Origin of the sequence: Sporosarcina sp. ZBG7A, from assembly GCF_000813425.1 — a bacterium.
In the GTDB taxonomy this organism is placed as follows: Bacteria; Bacillota; Bacilli; order Bacillales_A; family Planococcaceae; genus Sporosarcina.
Genome location: NZ_JWIB01000016.1, coordinates 42302 through 56116, shown reverse-complemented (window position 1 = coordinate 56116; position 13815 = coordinate 42302). Strand labels below are relative to the sequence as shown.

General features: G+C 40.9%; 16 protein-coding genes and 1 pseudogene. 9 read left to right on the top strand and 8 right to left on the bottom strand.

Translation table 11 applies throughout. The annotated features are described in order from the left end of the window. Positions 1 to 43: 43 nt before the first annotated feature. Positions 44 to 193: pseudogene (locus RL70_RS17520) on the top strand (IS5/IS1182 family transposase); the annotation flags it as partial. A gap of 399 nt (positions 194 to 592) precedes the next feature. On the opposite strand, the gene RL70_RS07575 reads toward RL70_RS17520, so the two are convergent. After that, positions 593 to 1624, bottom strand: coding sequence for a YihY/virulence factor BrkB family protein (locus RL70_RS07575; protein ID WP_231567250.1), 1032 nt, complete (start codon positions 1622 to 1624; stop codon positions 593 to 595). A gap of 28 nt (positions 1625 to 1652) precedes the next feature. After that, positions 1653 to 2018: a hypothetical protein gene (locus RL70_RS07570; RefSeq protein ID WP_052245844.1), complete on the bottom strand. Its 366-nt coding sequence runs from the start codon at positions 2016 to 2018 to the stop codon at positions 1653 to 1655. 245 nt (positions 2019 to 2263) lie between these two features. Between RL70_RS07570 and RL70_RS07565 the strand changes: the two genes are divergently transcribed. Both RL70_RS07565 and RL70_RS07560 read left to right on the top strand, forming a co-directional pair. After that, positions 2264 to 3640, top strand: a complete 1377-nt coding sequence (locus RL70_RS07565; protein ID WP_039042806.1) for a sodium:alanine symporter family protein — start codon at positions 2264 to 2266, stop codon at positions 3638 to 3640. A 42-nt stretch (positions 3641 to 3682) separates the two neighbouring features. Further along, positions 3683 to 3904 carry a DUF1128 domain-containing protein gene (locus RL70_RS07560; protein ID WP_039042805.1) on the top strand — a complete coding sequence of 74 codons (222 nt, stop codon included), beginning with the start codon at positions 3683 to 3685 and terminating at the stop codon, positions 3902 to 3904. A gap of 69 nt (positions 3905 to 3973) precedes the next feature. Here RL70_RS07560 and motB read toward each other — a convergent pair whose 3' ends face one another. Continuing rightward, the gene (gene motB, locus RL70_RS07555; protein ID WP_039042804.1) at positions 3974 to 4732 is read right to left on the bottom strand and encodes a flagellar motor protein MotB; all 759 of its coding nucleotides are present in this window, start codon (positions 4730 to 4732) and stop codon (positions 3974 to 3976) included. Continuing rightward, positions 4716 to 5531 carry a flagellar motor stator protein MotA gene (motA, locus tag RL70_RS07550; RefSeq protein WP_039042803.1) on the bottom strand — a complete coding sequence of 272 codons (816 nt, stop codon included), beginning with the start codon at positions 5529 to 5531 and terminating at the stop codon, positions 4716 to 4718. Before motA ends, motB begins: the two co-directional genes overlap by 17 nt. A gap of 190 nt (positions 5532 to 5721) precedes the next feature. On the opposite strand from motA, the gene RL70_RS07545 reads away from it, so the two are divergent. The 3 genes from RL70_RS07545 (at position 5722) to RL70_RS07540 (ending at position 7868) form a co-directional block, all read left to right on the top strand. Further along, a complete protein-coding gene (locus RL70_RS07545; RefSeq protein ID WP_039042802.1) occupies positions 5722 to 6954 on the top strand; it encodes an aminopeptidase in 1233 nt (410 codons plus the stop codon). Between the two features lie 100 nt (positions 6955 to 7054). Then, positions 7055 to 7195, top strand: a complete 141-nt coding sequence (locus RL70_RS17850) for a hypothetical protein (RefSeq protein WP_156137944.1) — start codon at positions 7055 to 7057, stop codon at positions 7193 to 7195. Between the two features lie 91 nt (positions 7196 to 7286). Continuing rightward, positions 7287 to 7868 carry a carbonic anhydrase gene (locus tag RL70_RS07540; protein ID WP_039042801.1) on the top strand — a complete coding sequence of 194 codons (582 nt, stop codon included), beginning with the start codon at positions 7287 to 7289 and terminating at the stop codon, positions 7866 to 7868. Between the two features lie 139 nt (positions 7869 to 8007). Here the strand turns inward: RL70_RS07540 and RL70_RS07535 are convergent, their stop codons facing one another. After that, positions 8008 to 8553: a GNAT family N-acetyltransferase gene (locus RL70_RS07535; RefSeq protein WP_039042800.1), complete on the bottom strand. Its 546-nt coding sequence runs from the start codon at positions 8551 to 8553 to the stop codon at positions 8008 to 8010. Positions 8554 to 8763: 210 nt separating this feature from the next. Here RL70_RS07535 and RL70_RS07530 point away from each other — a divergent pair, with 210 nt between their 5' ends. The 3 genes from RL70_RS07530 (at position 8764) to map (ending at position 10828) form a co-directional block, all read left to right on the top strand. Further along, entirely contained in the window at positions 8764 to 9498 is a 735-nt protein-coding gene (locus tag RL70_RS07530; RefSeq protein ID WP_039042799.1) for a hypothetical protein, read from the top strand. Positions 9499 to 9632: 134 nt separating this feature from the next. Continuing rightward, positions 9633 to 9998, top strand: coding sequence for a DUF4870 domain-containing protein (locus RL70_RS07525; RefSeq protein ID WP_039042798.1), 366 nt, complete (start codon positions 9633 to 9635; stop codon positions 9996 to 9998). Between the two features lie 83 nt (positions 9999 to 10081). After that, complete coding sequence (gene map, locus RL70_RS07520; RefSeq protein WP_039042797.1) at positions 10082 to 10828, top strand: type I methionyl aminopeptidase; 747 nt, start codon at positions 10082 to 10084, stop codon at positions 10826 to 10828. A 43-nt stretch (positions 10829 to 10871) separates the two neighbouring features. Here map and RL70_RS07515 read toward each other — a convergent pair whose 3' ends face one another. The 3 genes from RL70_RS07515 to RL70_RS17515 all read right to left on the bottom strand — a co-directional run bounded on the left by RL70_RS07515 (position 10872) and on the right by RL70_RS17515 (position 13788). After that, positions 10872 to 12035 carry a DEAD/DEAH box helicase gene (locus RL70_RS07515; RefSeq protein WP_039042837.1) on the bottom strand — a complete coding sequence of 388 codons (1164 nt, stop codon included), beginning with the start codon at positions 12033 to 12035 and terminating at the stop codon, positions 10872 to 10874. A 58-nt stretch (positions 12036 to 12093) separates the two neighbouring features. Next, entirely contained in the window at positions 12094 to 13563 is a 1470-nt protein-coding gene (locus RL70_RS07510) for an amidase family protein (protein ID WP_052245843.1), read from the bottom strand. A 75-nt stretch (positions 13564 to 13638) separates the two neighbouring features. Then, a complete protein-coding gene (locus RL70_RS17515) occupies positions 13639 to 13788 on the bottom strand; it encodes a Fur-regulated basic protein FbpA (RefSeq protein WP_082003357.1) in 150 nt (49 codons plus the stop codon). Positions 13789 to 13815 lie beyond the last annotated feature (27 nt).

The following is a 13815-nucleotide window of genomic DNA, read 5'->3' as shown; positions in this document are numbered from 1 at the left end:
TCAAATCAAAGAACGGGAACTGATAAAGATGCTTACAATCTAACTGTCATTTCCACAAGACCATCTGGTTCGTAAATTAGATGCAGCAATTGATTTTTCTTTCATTTATCCATTGGTTGAAGATCTATATTCATTATTTGGGAGACCCAGCATAGATCCAGTTGTACTCAATAAAATGTCATTCATTCAATACACTAAGCCATCTTAGTGTTGGCCAGCGGATACCATACTTCTCCTAAGCATCAGCAAAAAAGCGTTCAACTGTCTCTTTACATTTCCATAGACTTCTTTGATTTCATATCGGTGTCTCATGTCTTCTGCTACATCTAGTTATTCTTGCCAGCTGGACATGGAGCACTCCGATTGAATCCTTTGCTTGAATGATGTGAATGTGTCATAGGACATTCAGTTGATTGAAGTGCAGGACGGCGACTCCTGGGGATTAGCGCAGCGCGAAGACCCCGCAAGAGCGAAGCGATGAGGAGGCTGAGGGCAAGCCCCCGGAAAGCGCCCGTCCGGAACGGAGATTAACGACCTGTTATCATTCATTTTCAGAGTCAACGATGCAAAAAGACAAAAACAATGCTACGGCTTATACCGTGGCATTGCTTTTTAATTCTCTTATTCGTTCTGCCCGTTCTTTCATGACTGCATTGATTTGCCCGCCAATCATGAGAATGATTGCTGAGAAATAAAGCCATAGCATAAGAATTATGATGGTTCCTATACTACCATACGTATTTGCATAGCTTCCGAAATTGGAAACATAAAATGAGAATCCGAGAGTAGTAATAATCCAACCTATCGTTGCAAACAAAGCTCCCGGAAGTGCTGTTTTAAATGGAAGTTTTACATCTGGTACTAACCAATAGATGAGTGTGAACACGACTGCAATCAGAATAGGTGGTAGTATGAATCGCAACTGATTCCATAATGTGTTGAATCCATCTTCAAATCCTAAATAAGAAAAGATGACTGAACCGATTTGCTCTCCAAATACTGGTAAACCAAGAGCTACCACCACTACAAGTACAAGCATTACAGTAAAGACAATGGACATTCCACGCTGGACAACAAACGAGCGTGAGTCTTCTTTAAAGTATGAGCGATTTAGCGCTTTCGTTAATGCATTCATCCCTTTGGAAGCAGACCAAAGTGTTGCTAAAATACCAATGGACAACAAGCCACCATTTTTGTTAGCCAGCACTTGCTCTAGAATATCGCTAATCATGGTTGCCACTTCTGCCGGTGCATAATCCCTTATGAACAGAATGACTTGCGCCTGGTCAAGATTTAAATACGGCAACAACGTGAAAAGGAAAATAAGCAAAGGAAACATTGAAAATAAGAAAAAATAAGAGAGTTCAGCACCAAGCCCGGATACATCGACGGTTTTAATGCGCAAAATCAATTCTTTCAAAAACCCATCTTTTGTTGTTACATCAAATGTATGTAGGTCTCCTTCTTGTATATCTGATACAAAGCCGCCTATTTTAGAATCCGAAAATTTGTTTCCGTCATCATTGGATCGGTGCGAGAGTTCGTTTATGTACGGTTTGTCCTGATGGGCCTTTTTGAGTGAAGGCGGCCCATCGGACAACTGGTTTTTTTTATTTTCTTTCAACGCGTATCCCTCCTTTTCGCTTCGCGGTTTACGAGGTGGCAGATGGTGAATCCTTCATTATGGTTTCGTACTCTTCTTTTGAATCCACAAATGTTTCCTTAGTATCTGTTACCAATTCTTTCACTTGCGGCGTCAATGCCTTAAGTTCTTCTACTTGCTCCTTAATATAAGACACATCTCCAGATAACTGTTCAAAGGCAGCTTGAAATTTGTCTTTCTGATCAACCAATTTTTGTTTCAAAGTTTCCGGATTCTTGGCATAGAACGAAATTTCATTTGCCGCTTTTTTCGAAGTTCCCATTACAGAATTACGTGTCGAACGATCGAGCAGAGCAGCTGCCCCACCAAGTAAAGCACCTAACAAGATAAATTTACCAAGTTTACTATTCCCCATATAAAATACCTCCAAATAGATTACTTAATTGCTTACCGTATTATACCCCACGAAGTAAAAAACAAACAAATCAGTCCGTATCTTTAAAAAAGTACTTGACGGATGCACTGAAGTTTCGCAATATTAGTACTTAATAACAGTAACTAGTTATATTAGTTTGAATTTTCTTTCTACAAAGGGGGTGCGGACTTCTTTCTTCGTATTTATAGACATATAGTTGGTCAAACAACAAGGGGGGAATTGGGATGGAACAAGTACAGGCATTTCTAGGTAAATTAAGCGATATCATTTGGGGGCCACCACTACTAATTTTACTTGTTGGAACAGGGATATTTTTAACGTTCCGACTCACATTCATTCAGTTTCGATTATTACCGTACTCATTGAAACAAGTGTTTTCTAGAAATCACGACAAAAAAGCAGACGGTGATATCACTCAATTCCAAGCGTTGATGACGGCCATGGCTGCAACGGTCGGTGTCGGTAACATCGTAGGTGTTGCCAGCGCTGTTGCAACTGGAGGACCCGGTGCGATCTTTTGGATGTGGATCGCGGGACTATTCGGAATGGCAACTAAATATGGAGAAGCAGTACTCGCAGTTAAATACCGCGTAAAAGATGCAAATGGTCAAATGGCCGGAGGACCGATGTATTACTTAGAACATGGTCTTAAACAGAAATGGCTAGGTGTTTTATTTGCCATCTTCGGTGCATTTGCTGCATTTGGAATTGGTAACGGAACACAATCTAAAGCTGTTGCAGATGCAATGAATAATGCATTTAATGTGCCTTTCTGGGTAACTGGAATTGCGCTCGTCATTTTCGGAGCACTTGTAATTTTAGGCGGCATCAAGTCAATCGGTAAAGTAACAGCATTCTTTGTTCCGATTATGGCACTTTTCTATTTCATTGCAGGAGCAATTATTATTATTTTAAACTTCGACTTGGTTCCAGCTGCATTCGGCTTGATTTTCAGCGATGCATTTTCTGGTCAAGCTCTTGCAGGCGGAGCAATTGGTACAGTAATTCGTTTTGGAGTTGCGCGCGGACTCTTCTCAAACGAAGCAGGTCTCGGGTCTGCTCCAATCGCTGCAGCAGCAGCAAAGACCGACATGCCTGGACGTCAGGCACTAATTTCCATGACGCAGGTTTTATTTGATACGCTGATCATCTGTTCGATTACTGGAGTTACAATCGTTATGTCTGGACAGTGGAAGAATGGCATCGACAAAGGTGCTTTAACTGGTGAAGCATTTGGTACGTTCTTGGGCGGAGCCGGACCCATGATTGTAACTATTGGACTCATCTTCTTTGCATCATCTACGATTCTTGGATGGAGTTATTATGGTGAGAAGTGCTTCCAGTACTTGTTCCCGAATCCAAAAGCTGTTTTCGCTTATCGCATTGTCTTTGTACTCTTCATCTTCGTAGGAGCTACGGCTACTCTAGATGTTGTATGGACACTCGCAGATGTTCTAAACGGTCTGATGGCGATTCCTAACCTTATCGGTCTTCTCGGCTTGTCTGGTGTCATTGTAATGGAGTCTAAACGTTTCCAAGCTAAAATCAAAGAAGAGAAAGAACAAAAAGAGAAAATGCAGGTTGACAGTGACTTAAATTAATGGAATGATTAAGTCCGTAGATAGCGAAAGGCGGAAAAAACTATGGACTTAACTCAACCCACTCCTGAAAATGTTTCTTATATGATTACTGAAATTAAAGAAAAGCTTCGTATGGTCAATGTAGATGCCATGAAGGCAGAGAACTTCAGTACATCTAAATACGAAGATCTTCATTACATTTACAAAATGGTAATGAAACGCGAGACCATTACACCGAACGAGATGCAGGCAATTGTTGCCGAACTCGGTTCACTTCGCGGTTAATTTCCAATACGTTTTACAGCAAAAAGCAGCAGCTCCCATTCCGCGGAGCTGCTGCTTTTTATTTAGCAGTTATTCATATGCCGTCCCGTCTTTTAATACGAGCGGTTGAATTAAAACTTCAACCCGTCTGTTCTTTGCACGATTGGACTCTGTATCGTTTGCTGCAATAGGACGAAATTCTCCGTACCCTTTAGCACTGAACGCCATTGGGTCCACTTTATCATTTTCAGCAATTATCGATAAGAAATTAACTGCACGCATGACACTTAGCTCCCAGTTCGATTTATACTGACCGCTTGCCATCGGCACGTTATCCGTATGACCTGCAATTACGATTTGTCGTGGCTTTTCAAATACGAGCAATTTCGCAATATCAGATGCAACCGAACGGTATTGAGTGTCAATCTCGGCACTACCTGTGTTGAACAGAACGCTGTCACGAATCGTGACCAGTAATCCCTCTTCAGTAAGTTTTGTATCAAACTGACCTTCCAATTCATTTTCAGCTATATAGTCCTCTAGATTTTCTTGAATCTCTCCGAGAGATCGCTGGTCCTCTAAATAGGAAGAATTTTCATTTCCTGCGCCTGCATCTTCTTGCGGTACAGGAACAGTGGTTGGAGAAGAACTATCCATTACCCCTTTACCACCATCAAAAACTTCACTAAACACTGATGAGATTTGACTGAACTTCGCCTCATCAATAGAACTGGAAGCAAACAATACGATAAACAGGGCAAGTAGCAACGTTAACAAGTCTGAATATGGCAAGAGCCAGGATTCGTCGACGTGTCCATCATCTCTTTTGCGCTTACGCTTCTTCGGCAACTTCCCCCGCCTCCTTGCCATTCGAGCTTCCGTTAGCAAGCTTACGACGTTCCTCCATAGATAGATAAGAAGATAGCTTTTGTTCGATGACACGTGGCGCTTCCCCTTCAAGAACAGAGAGAATCCCTTCAATCATCATATTCTTCTGTCTTACTTCCTCTGCGGATTTACGCTTTAGTTTGTTAGCAAATGGGTGCCAGAGTACATATCCTGTGAAAATACCTAGCAAAGTGGCTATGAATGCTGCTGAAATGGCATGACCTAGTTTTTCAATATCGTTCATATCCCCAAGTGCAGCAATCAGACCAATAACAGCCCCGAGCACACCAAGCGTTGGCGCATAGGTACCTGCTTGTGAAAATATGAGCGCACCTGCCGAGTGTCTATCAGACATCGCATCGACTTCTTCACCTAGAACATCTCGTATATAATCTGCATTTTGACCGTCAATTGCTAGTCCCAATCCATTTTTCAAAAAAGGATCTTCGATCGAATCCGTTTGGGCTTCAAGCGAAAGCAAACCTTCCCTACGAGCTACATCCGCCCAAGATGAAAACATACGAATAATATTAGCATCCGAAGATAGCTTTTGTTCTTTAAAAATCACCCCAAAAAGTTTCGGGACACGTTTAATTTCGTTCATCGGAAATGCGATGACTACCGAAGCTATCGTACCAAAGATAATAATTAAAATAGCTGCGGGATTAATCAAGCTTGAGAGTGCCGCACCTTTTAAAAACATGCCGACAAATACTGCTACGACACCGATAATTAAACCAAATACCGTTGATAAATCCATGCAAAGACCTCCATGTCTTTCATTCTTCTATTTATTTCGTCAGATTTTGAACTTTCTTTAGAGAATCTGGTCGAGAAATCTCAGGAAACTTTTTATCAATAGTTGAAAGCGGATTCAAAACTTTCTTTTTGCACTTTTCTAACCAATATTGGTACTATTAGATAACATTGAGAAAAGGGGTATGAATCTATTGAATACATTTGAACAACAATTACAAAACTATGCAGAACTTGCCGTTACAGTCGGCGTAAATATCCAACCTAACCAAAACCTCTTTATAAGTGCTTCTACAGACGTTCGAGAGTTTGTCAGAATCATCGTTGAAAAGGCGTATGCTGCAGGTGCGCGACAAGTCTTTGTTGACTGGAGTGACGATGTCGTCTCTCGTATTCGTTATGAACAAGCACCAGCAGATTCCTTCGGAGAATTTCCTTCTTGGAAAATTGCTGAGCGCGAACAGCTTGCAAAGCAAGGAACTGCCTTTATGAGTATCGTTTCACAAAGTCCGGACTTATTTAAAAATGTTGATCCCTCACGTATTCGAGATGCACAAAAAGCAAGTGGTCAAGCTCTCGACGGATTCCGTCAAATGATGCAGGCAGACAAGTTTAGCTGGACAGTCATTGCCGCTCCTTCAGCTGATTGGGCATCTCTTGTCTTCCCTAATTTACCGGAAGCAGAACAAGTACCAGCCCTATGGAACGCGATATTCAAAGCTGTGCGTGCCAACACATCAAATCCAGTTGAAGAATGGAAACAGCATGATCAGAAACTCCATGAAAAAGTGGACTATTTAAATAGCAAACATTATCACAAACTGCATTACACAGCTCCAGGCACTGACCTAACGATTGAATTACCGGAAAAACATACATGGTGTGGTGCTGGTAGTGTAAATGCAGATGGCGCTACGTTCATGGCGAACATGCCTACTGAAGAAGTATTTACAGCTCCTTTGAAAACCGGAGTGAATGGTGTCGTTTCAAGTACAAAGCCATTGAGCTATGGCGGAACAATCATAGATGACTTCAAGATTACATTCAAAGATGGTAAGATTACAGACATCGTTGCAGGACAGGGACAAGACGTGCTAGAAAATATGATTGAAGCGGATGACGGTGCGAAATATTTGGGTGAAGTTGCCCTTGTTCCCCATGAATCCCCTATTTCAGCATCTGGGCTCTTGTTCTATAATACGCTTTTCGATGAAAATGCTTCCAATCACTTAGCCATTGGTAGCGCTTATGCATTCAATTTAGATGGCGGTAAAGAAATGGATCGTAAGGAACTTGAGAAAAATGGATTGAACCAAAGTATCACTCATGTGGACTTCATGGTTGGGTCCGGTGAGATGAACATTGACGGTGTCCTTCCTGACGGAACAGTTGAACCTCTCTTCCGAAATGGGACTTGGGCGTTTTAACACTAGATTCTAGACAAGTTTCGCGTAAGCTCTTAATCTTTTCATGTAAATGCGTTATAATGGTGTTAGTCACTGATTATCAATAGAGAGGAGACTAATAATGGCCTTACTAATCGTTACTATCGTCGGTTTTGCAGTTACCTTCGGCTTAGCTGCGATGTTCATGATTCATTACATGAATGATTCTTTAGTGTCTCACGATGCTGAAGTTATCGATCCAAAGCCAGATGTCACCTATTAAGCATAATCCTATATAGGATTTTTGAGAATATTAAAAGGGCTGCCAACTGGCGCCCTTTTTCTCTATATACTTATAAAACGGAGGAATTATTATGACACTACTTTCAACAATTTTAGAGCATAACGACCAGTTCGTAACTGAACATCAATATGAAAAATTTGCCACAACAAAATTCCCGAACAAACGAATTGTTATCTTAACTTGTATGGACACTCGTCTGACAGAGCTCCTTCCGAGTGCTATGAACCTAAAAAATGGAGACGCTAAAATCGTTAAAAGTGCTGGTGCACTCGTTGCTCATCCATTCGGTAGTATTATGCGTAGTCTACTCATCGCTATTTATGAGTTACAGGCTGATGAAGTATACATTATCGGTCATTACGATTGCGGTATGAGCTCCATTGACACCGATTCAATTATCGACAAAATGGTAGCTAGAGGGATTGACCGTGATCTATTTAAAACTCTTGCTTATTCTGGAGTAGATCTTAAAGGTTGGCTTCATGGATTCAAAGATGTGACTGCAAGCGTTAAACAAAGTGTCGATGCTGTCCGTCACCACCCCTTGATGGATACAACAGTTCCTGTACATGGCCTTGTCATGCATCCCGATACTGGAAAGCTAGATGTCATTGAAGATGGTTATTCTAAAACAACTGTACAAAACGACTAATTCCGTTTTATTTCCCGGGAAATAGACAATAAAAAACACATTACCATTCAGCTTGTAGAAGCTTGTGGTAATGTGTTTTTTATTGGTAAAACCATATCCGAAAGCGACTTTTAAAAAATCGCCATGCGGTCTTACCCTTTCAATAATTGTCTTCAAGTTGTGCATACATATAATGGTCTTCCCAAACACCATTTATGTAAAGTAATTTCCGGTGCAATCCTTCACGTTCAAACTTCGTCTTTTCAAGGACTCGAATAGATGCGACATTACGAGGAGATACATACGCTTCCACACGGTGTAATCCTGCTGTTTCGAAAGCGAATTTCGTTGCCTTTTCGAGTGCTTCCGTTCCTAACCCTTTTCCGGCTGACTCATGATCAATCGAGTAACCTACAAATCCACTTGAAAAAGGTAATCGCTTTATGCTGTAAAGCGAGATTTGTCCAACTAATTGGCTAGTTTCGCTGTCGAAAATACCGAAATTATACTCTCGACGATCACGCATTTGATAAAGAGACTCACGAATCTTTTCCCTTTGCATGGGTACTGTGTAATAGCTAGCATCATGACGTGGTTCGAACACTGTCCAATACTCTTTGTTTCGTGAGACTAATTCTGTAAAAATCACAGCATCTTCTTCAGTTAAAATCCGTAAATAGCATGTTTTTCCTTCAAGTAGTATCACATTCTATTCCACCTTTTGTACGGGCCATTAGCCATTCCTTTTTCCTTTTCGTACATAAATGTTTATGTAATCATTTTGCTTAGTATACCATGTTCTTCCCTTAAACAACTGCCCTATACATGCACATTTATGAGAATTGTTGCGAAAACTTCATAATTACTTTTTTACAACGTCCTATTTACTAGTATACTGGTACAAGGAGGATTTTTCATGAAAAAAATGATTTTAGCTTTTGCCTTTCTTCTTTTAACTGCTGCACTTACTATTTCAAATTCAACACTGCTAAACGGGATGACTACAATAGAAATAGCCCATAAACTACCTATTCTTCTTATGCCTGCAGACTTTACTTTCTTTATTAGACCCATTATTTTTGTATTTCTCGCATACTGGGTTGTTAAATTCAATTCCGGTGATTTGATTTCCACAAAACGTATTGTGCTATTCATTATCGCTTGTCTGACAAATTCAGCATGGTTTCCATTTTGGCATTTTGGCTATTTCGGATGGGCATGTCTCTCTACATTGGTTGGGGCATTCTCACTTTACGCGTTGTATCGTTCCTATCCATCAAAGCAAAATAGTTGGGGACATCGCGTTCCAATTGCTCTCCTGTTTTCCTGGACACTCATTAGTTTTGTTGTGAATGCCAACTATTTAATTGTTTGGGATGAATGGAATCGTTTAGGCCTTAGTTCGGTTCTCTGGACAATTATAAACTTAACGGTACTCGCAGCCATTGCACTACACTTTAGTTATCACCATCGGGACTGGATCATTAGTACAATTTTCATTTGGGTATTTTTTGGTATTCTCGTGAATATTCAATTTGAAGAACTTTTCGTAACCTTATCTACCCTTTTCTTAATAGTGATTATGATAATAGGTATGTTCATGTTCTCACCTTCAGCTCCCTCTAAAAAAAATGAAGAGACGTCGTTTTAGCAACTATTGGTTGCTAAAACGACGTTTTTTTCTGAAACAACCTTTTTTCAAGGAACAATTAAATTAGTTGTGCTTTTGGATGTCCGTTTGGCAATACTACCTATACGGACTTGTTAGAAAGGAGAAGAACTATTTTGGATAACTCGAAATTACTTTCTTCACTCAGCTATTTTAGTGTTCTTTTTGCACCTTTGTTATTGCCCTTCATCGTTTGGATTGTTGCTGATAATCGTGATGTCAAACATCATTCCAAACGAGCTCTCATCTCTCATCTCATCCCAACAGTTCTATTAGTTGCGGCTAGTTTAATTTCATTTTTTCAGTTTTTTTCATTTCGTCAAACCTCAACAGACTTTCTGGACTCTCAAAGTTTACTCACAGCACCTAACTCCATAGGCTTTTGGGGTGCGGCACCAATTCTTTTTATGATGATATACAGTTTTCTGTTTCTGATTGTTCTCGTCTGGAATATTGTGCAAGGCGTGAAAGTATTTAAATAACAGTAAACTGTCTGCTCGGGTAGTTCCCTTTATATGTGGTATAGTTGTAGAGGATAAAGAAAGTACAGAAAGAAGGATTTCACATGATTGCAAACACAGAAGAAGAAATTGCTGCCTTGCGAAAAATCGGAAGAATTGTAGCGGAAATTCGTGAAGAGATGAAAGCAGCAGCTACCCCTGGCATGACGACGAAGGAGCTTGACGAACTCGGTGGAAAACTTTTCACTGAAAAAGGAGCCATTTCTGCTCCGATTGATCAATATGATTTCCCTGGCTATACGTGCATAAGTGTCAATCATGAAGTGGCTCACGGAATCCCAGGCAAACGAGTTCTAAAAGACGGCGATCTCATCAATATCGATGTCTCCGGTTCTTTTGGTGGTTACTTTGCAGATACAGGTATTTCTTTTGTGCTCGGTACTGCTGACGAAGCCAAACAAAAGTTATGCGATACTGCAAAGAATGCTTTTGATCGGGCAATGACAAAAGTGAAGGCAGGTTCACGTCTCAACCAAATCGGGAAAGCTGTAGAACGCGAAGCAAAAGATAATGGATTAACAGTGATTAAGAACCTTACAGGTCACGGAATCGGAACGACACTTCATGAAGAGCCCCAGCATGTCCTTAATTATTACGATGCATGGGAACCTACAATCATGAAAGAAGGTATGGTCATTGCTGTTGAGCCATTCATCTCAGAAAAGGCTGAGCATATTATTGAAGAAGGCGACGGCTGGACATTCATCACACCTGACAAGTCCCTTGTAGCTCAAATCGAACATACGATTATCGTTACAAAAGACAAACCGATTATTTTGACAGAACTTTAAGCAAAAAAGTACGCCATGAGAAGTTCTCATGGCGTACTTTTTTTTACTTTTTCTTCTTTTTAGGTGATGAAGGTTTTGGGCCGCTCACAGTTTTAGAATTCCCTTCAATCAGCTTGCCGCCATGCCATACTTTTTGAACTGGTTTATATCCTTTTGCAAGTTTTCGATAATCCCGTTCTTCTGGATAGGATAATAATGTCAGTACTTCACCGTCAGATCCTGCACGTCCTGTTCTACCAGATCGGTGTACGTATTGCTCCACTGTGTGCGGAACGTTGACATGGATCACATGTGTGAGTCCTTCGATGTCCAATCCACGTGCTGCTAGGTCAGTTGCAATAAGGATTCGGATATCCCCTTTACGAAACTTATCTAACGTATCTTGACGTTCGAATTTGTTCATATCTGAATAGAGAACCGCAATGGGCGCGCCTTCATAGTGGAGTTTCATCTCTTTCATGCGCAACTGATCCACGTTGTTAATGAATGCCAATGCTCGGAGCCCCTGGATATGGGACATCCCGCGTAATAGATCTGTCTTATCTCGTTCTTCCGTTTTCACATAAGAGTGTACGACTTCTCCTGTTGCTGGCATTTCCTCTGCCGTCACTTTCAAACGAACTGGGTCGTTCATGAATCGTATTGCGACATCTTCAATGTCCTCTGTAATCGTTGCTGATACAACGGCTACTTGACGTGTTGAATGGGCAGACTCAATCATATTTTTCACTGATACACGATTTTCACGTGACAACAGCTGATCGCCTTCATCGAGAATAATATGACGAATCTCTCCCATTTTCAGTTTTTTGTTTTTGATCAACTCGTTGAGTCGACCTGGTGTTCCGACAACAATTGTAGGTTTCTTTTTCAACTTTTCAATTTGGCGTTGCATATTTGCACCGCCAATCAGTTGCGTGACCGTAATTTCCGTCCCCGTAATCCATTCACGAATTACATTTACAATTTGCATGGATAATTCTTGAGATGGGGTCATGATAAGAACCTGAGTTTGCTGTTTAGAACCATCCGCAAGTTCCAGTAGTGGCAGCACATAAGCGAGCGTTTTCCCTGAACCTGTTGGGGATTCCGCAACTACATCACGCCCTGCTAACATTTCCGGAATCATTTGTTCTTGTATCGGCATTGCGTTTTCAAATTTCCATTTTTCTTTAACTTCTTGACTCATTCCTTCTAAAAAGGACATTTCCATCCCTACTTTCGCTCTCTTCCTCTCAGTTTACCACAGTTTGTTATTAGCTTGCTTATTTCTTCTGTGCCATCCTGAACTTGCGACGTACTTGCGTCTGTTGTTCAAAAGCATATGCGTACCCTAGTAAAGACGGTTCAGAATATGCAGGTCCTGTAAATGTTAAACCGAATGGCTCGCCCGAATCCGTCACTCCTGCAGGCACAGTTATAGCGGGATAACCAGCAGCCGCTTCAAAACTGCAGCCATGATCTTGAGGGAACGCTAAGATATCGACACCATTTTGTTCTAAGGCTTTTCCAAGTGCTACCTTTCTTGCTAAGTGACGATTTCGTAGTAGAGCCTCGATATAAGGTTGTTCGACTAGTAAACCAGTCCGGTCATTTATTTTTTTGAGCAGTTCTTGTCCATATCGTAAAGTCTGTTCTGGGTGATTGTTGTTGAAACTAATTATATCCGCAATTGATCGAATGGGATTTGTTATTGGGGTTTTGCCTAAATAATGATTAAGTGCTGCTTTACACTCATGTAAGAGAACATTGTAGCCTAGATCACTTTCTTTTGTTCCTAGATCGATATCTGGGATGATTTTGGCGCCTAATTGTTCTAATATTTTTAATGAATCTTCAAATAATTTCATCCGTTCTGGAGATACTTCGTTTCTAAATACTGAACTCGCGATACCAATACTTATTCCTTGCAGTGATTCTTTTTTTAAGTAGTCAAGACCATGCGTGGAATCATACTTTTGCGAGTAAATTGTTATAGGATCGTCTGGATCTTGTCCAAGTAACACCTCAAAGACGATTGCAGCATCTGTTACTGTACGTGTCATCGGACCCGCCGTATCCTGTGTCACTGATAATGGTATGATGCCGCTTCGACTGATCGCCCCAATTGTAGGTTTCAGACCAACAATTCCATTTTGTGAAGCCGGGTGAATAATCGATCCCGTCGTTTCAGTACCAATCGATGCAACTGCTAAATTAGTCCCAACAGCTACTGCGGACCCTGAGCTGGACCCTCCCACTTCGAACTGTCCATATGGATTGAGCACTTGACCTCCTCTAGAACTCCAACCGTTTGGCATATCAGCAGACATGAAATTCGCCCACTCTGTCATGTTGGTTTTTCCAAGTAGGATGGCTCCTGCCTTTCTAAGCTGTTGAACGAGAAAAGCATCCTGCGGTGCATAGTAATTTTCCAATGCTAAACTACCTGCGCTCGTATGCATGGCATCTCCTGTATCTATATTATCTTTCAGTAAAATTGGTATACCATGTAGCATTGAACGTTTACCTGATATCCTTCTTTCAAAATCGAGTGTCTGAGCGATTTGTAAGGCATGGGGATTTAACTCGAGAATTGCATTAGTTATTTGTCCTTCTCTGGATATCCGATCCATATAAAATAATACTAATTCTTCAGAGCTGAGCGATTCATCTTCCAGTGCTCGTTGAATCATAGTTATGGTGGCTTCATTCACCCATTCGAGTCTACTACGAATTGATTGACTATCGTTCATGTCCATTCACCTCTTCACTAATAGAGTGGTAAAACAAAGCCGGCTAAGGAGAATTTCCTCAACCGGCAATTGCCATTATATGTGCCTATAATATTCTTTCATTAATATAAGTAATGGTAGTTCATAGAGCTGCTTTCCTTCAATCTTGAAAATACCTCGCCCTACTAGCCTTTGGATGACTTCCTCACGCTTCATATCCATTTTTGTTTCTTCAATTTTCAACATGGTGCTTGTTCCTCCTTGAAATGAACC

What these genes read in the sequence shown, in the direction of transcription:
- RL70_RS07570 (WP_052245844.1), bottom strand. Translation starts at nt 2,018, where the DNA reads ATGGGGAATAGTAAACTTGGTAAATTTATCTTGTTAGGTGCTTTACTT.
- RL70_RS07565 (WP_039042806.1), top strand. Translation starts at nt 2,264, where the DNA reads ATGGAACAAGTACAGGCATTTCTAGGTAAATTAAGCGATATCATTTGG.
- RL70_RS07560 (WP_039042805.1), top strand. Translation starts at nt 3,683, where the DNA reads ATGGACTTAACTCAACCCACTCCTGAAAATGTTTCTTATATGATTACT.
- motA (WP_039042803.1), bottom strand. Translation starts at nt 5,531, where the DNA reads ATGGATTTATCAACGGTATTTGGTTTAATTATCGGTGTCGTAGCAGTA.
- RL70_RS17850 (WP_156137944.1), top strand. Translation starts at nt 7,055, where the DNA reads ATGGCCTTACTAATCGTTACTATCGTCGGTTTTGCAGTTACCTTCGGC.
- RL70_RS07540 (WP_039042801.1), top strand. Translation starts at nt 7,287, where the DNA reads ATGACACTACTTTCAACAATTTTAGAGCATAACGACCAGTTCGTAACT.
- RL70_RS07530 (WP_039042799.1), top strand. Translation starts at nt 8,764, where the DNA reads ATGAAAAAAATGATTTTAGCTTTTGCCTTTCTTCTTTTAACTGCTGCA.
- map (WP_039042797.1), top strand. Translation starts at nt 10,082, where the DNA reads ATGATTGCAAACACAGAAGAAGAAATTGCTGCCTTGCGAAAAATCGGA.
- RL70_RS07515 (WP_039042837.1), bottom strand. Translation starts at nt 12,035, where the DNA reads ATGTCCTTTTTAGAAGGAATGAGTCAAGAAGTTAAAGAAAAATGGAAA.
- RL70_RS07510 (WP_052245843.1), bottom strand. Translation starts at nt 13,563, where the DNA reads ATGAACGATAGTCAATCAATTCGTAGTAGACTCGAATGGGTGAATGAA.
- RL70_RS17515 (WP_082003357.1), bottom strand. Translation starts at nt 13,788, where the DNA reads ATGTTGAAAATTGAAGAAACAAAAATGGATATGAAGCGTGAGGAAGTC.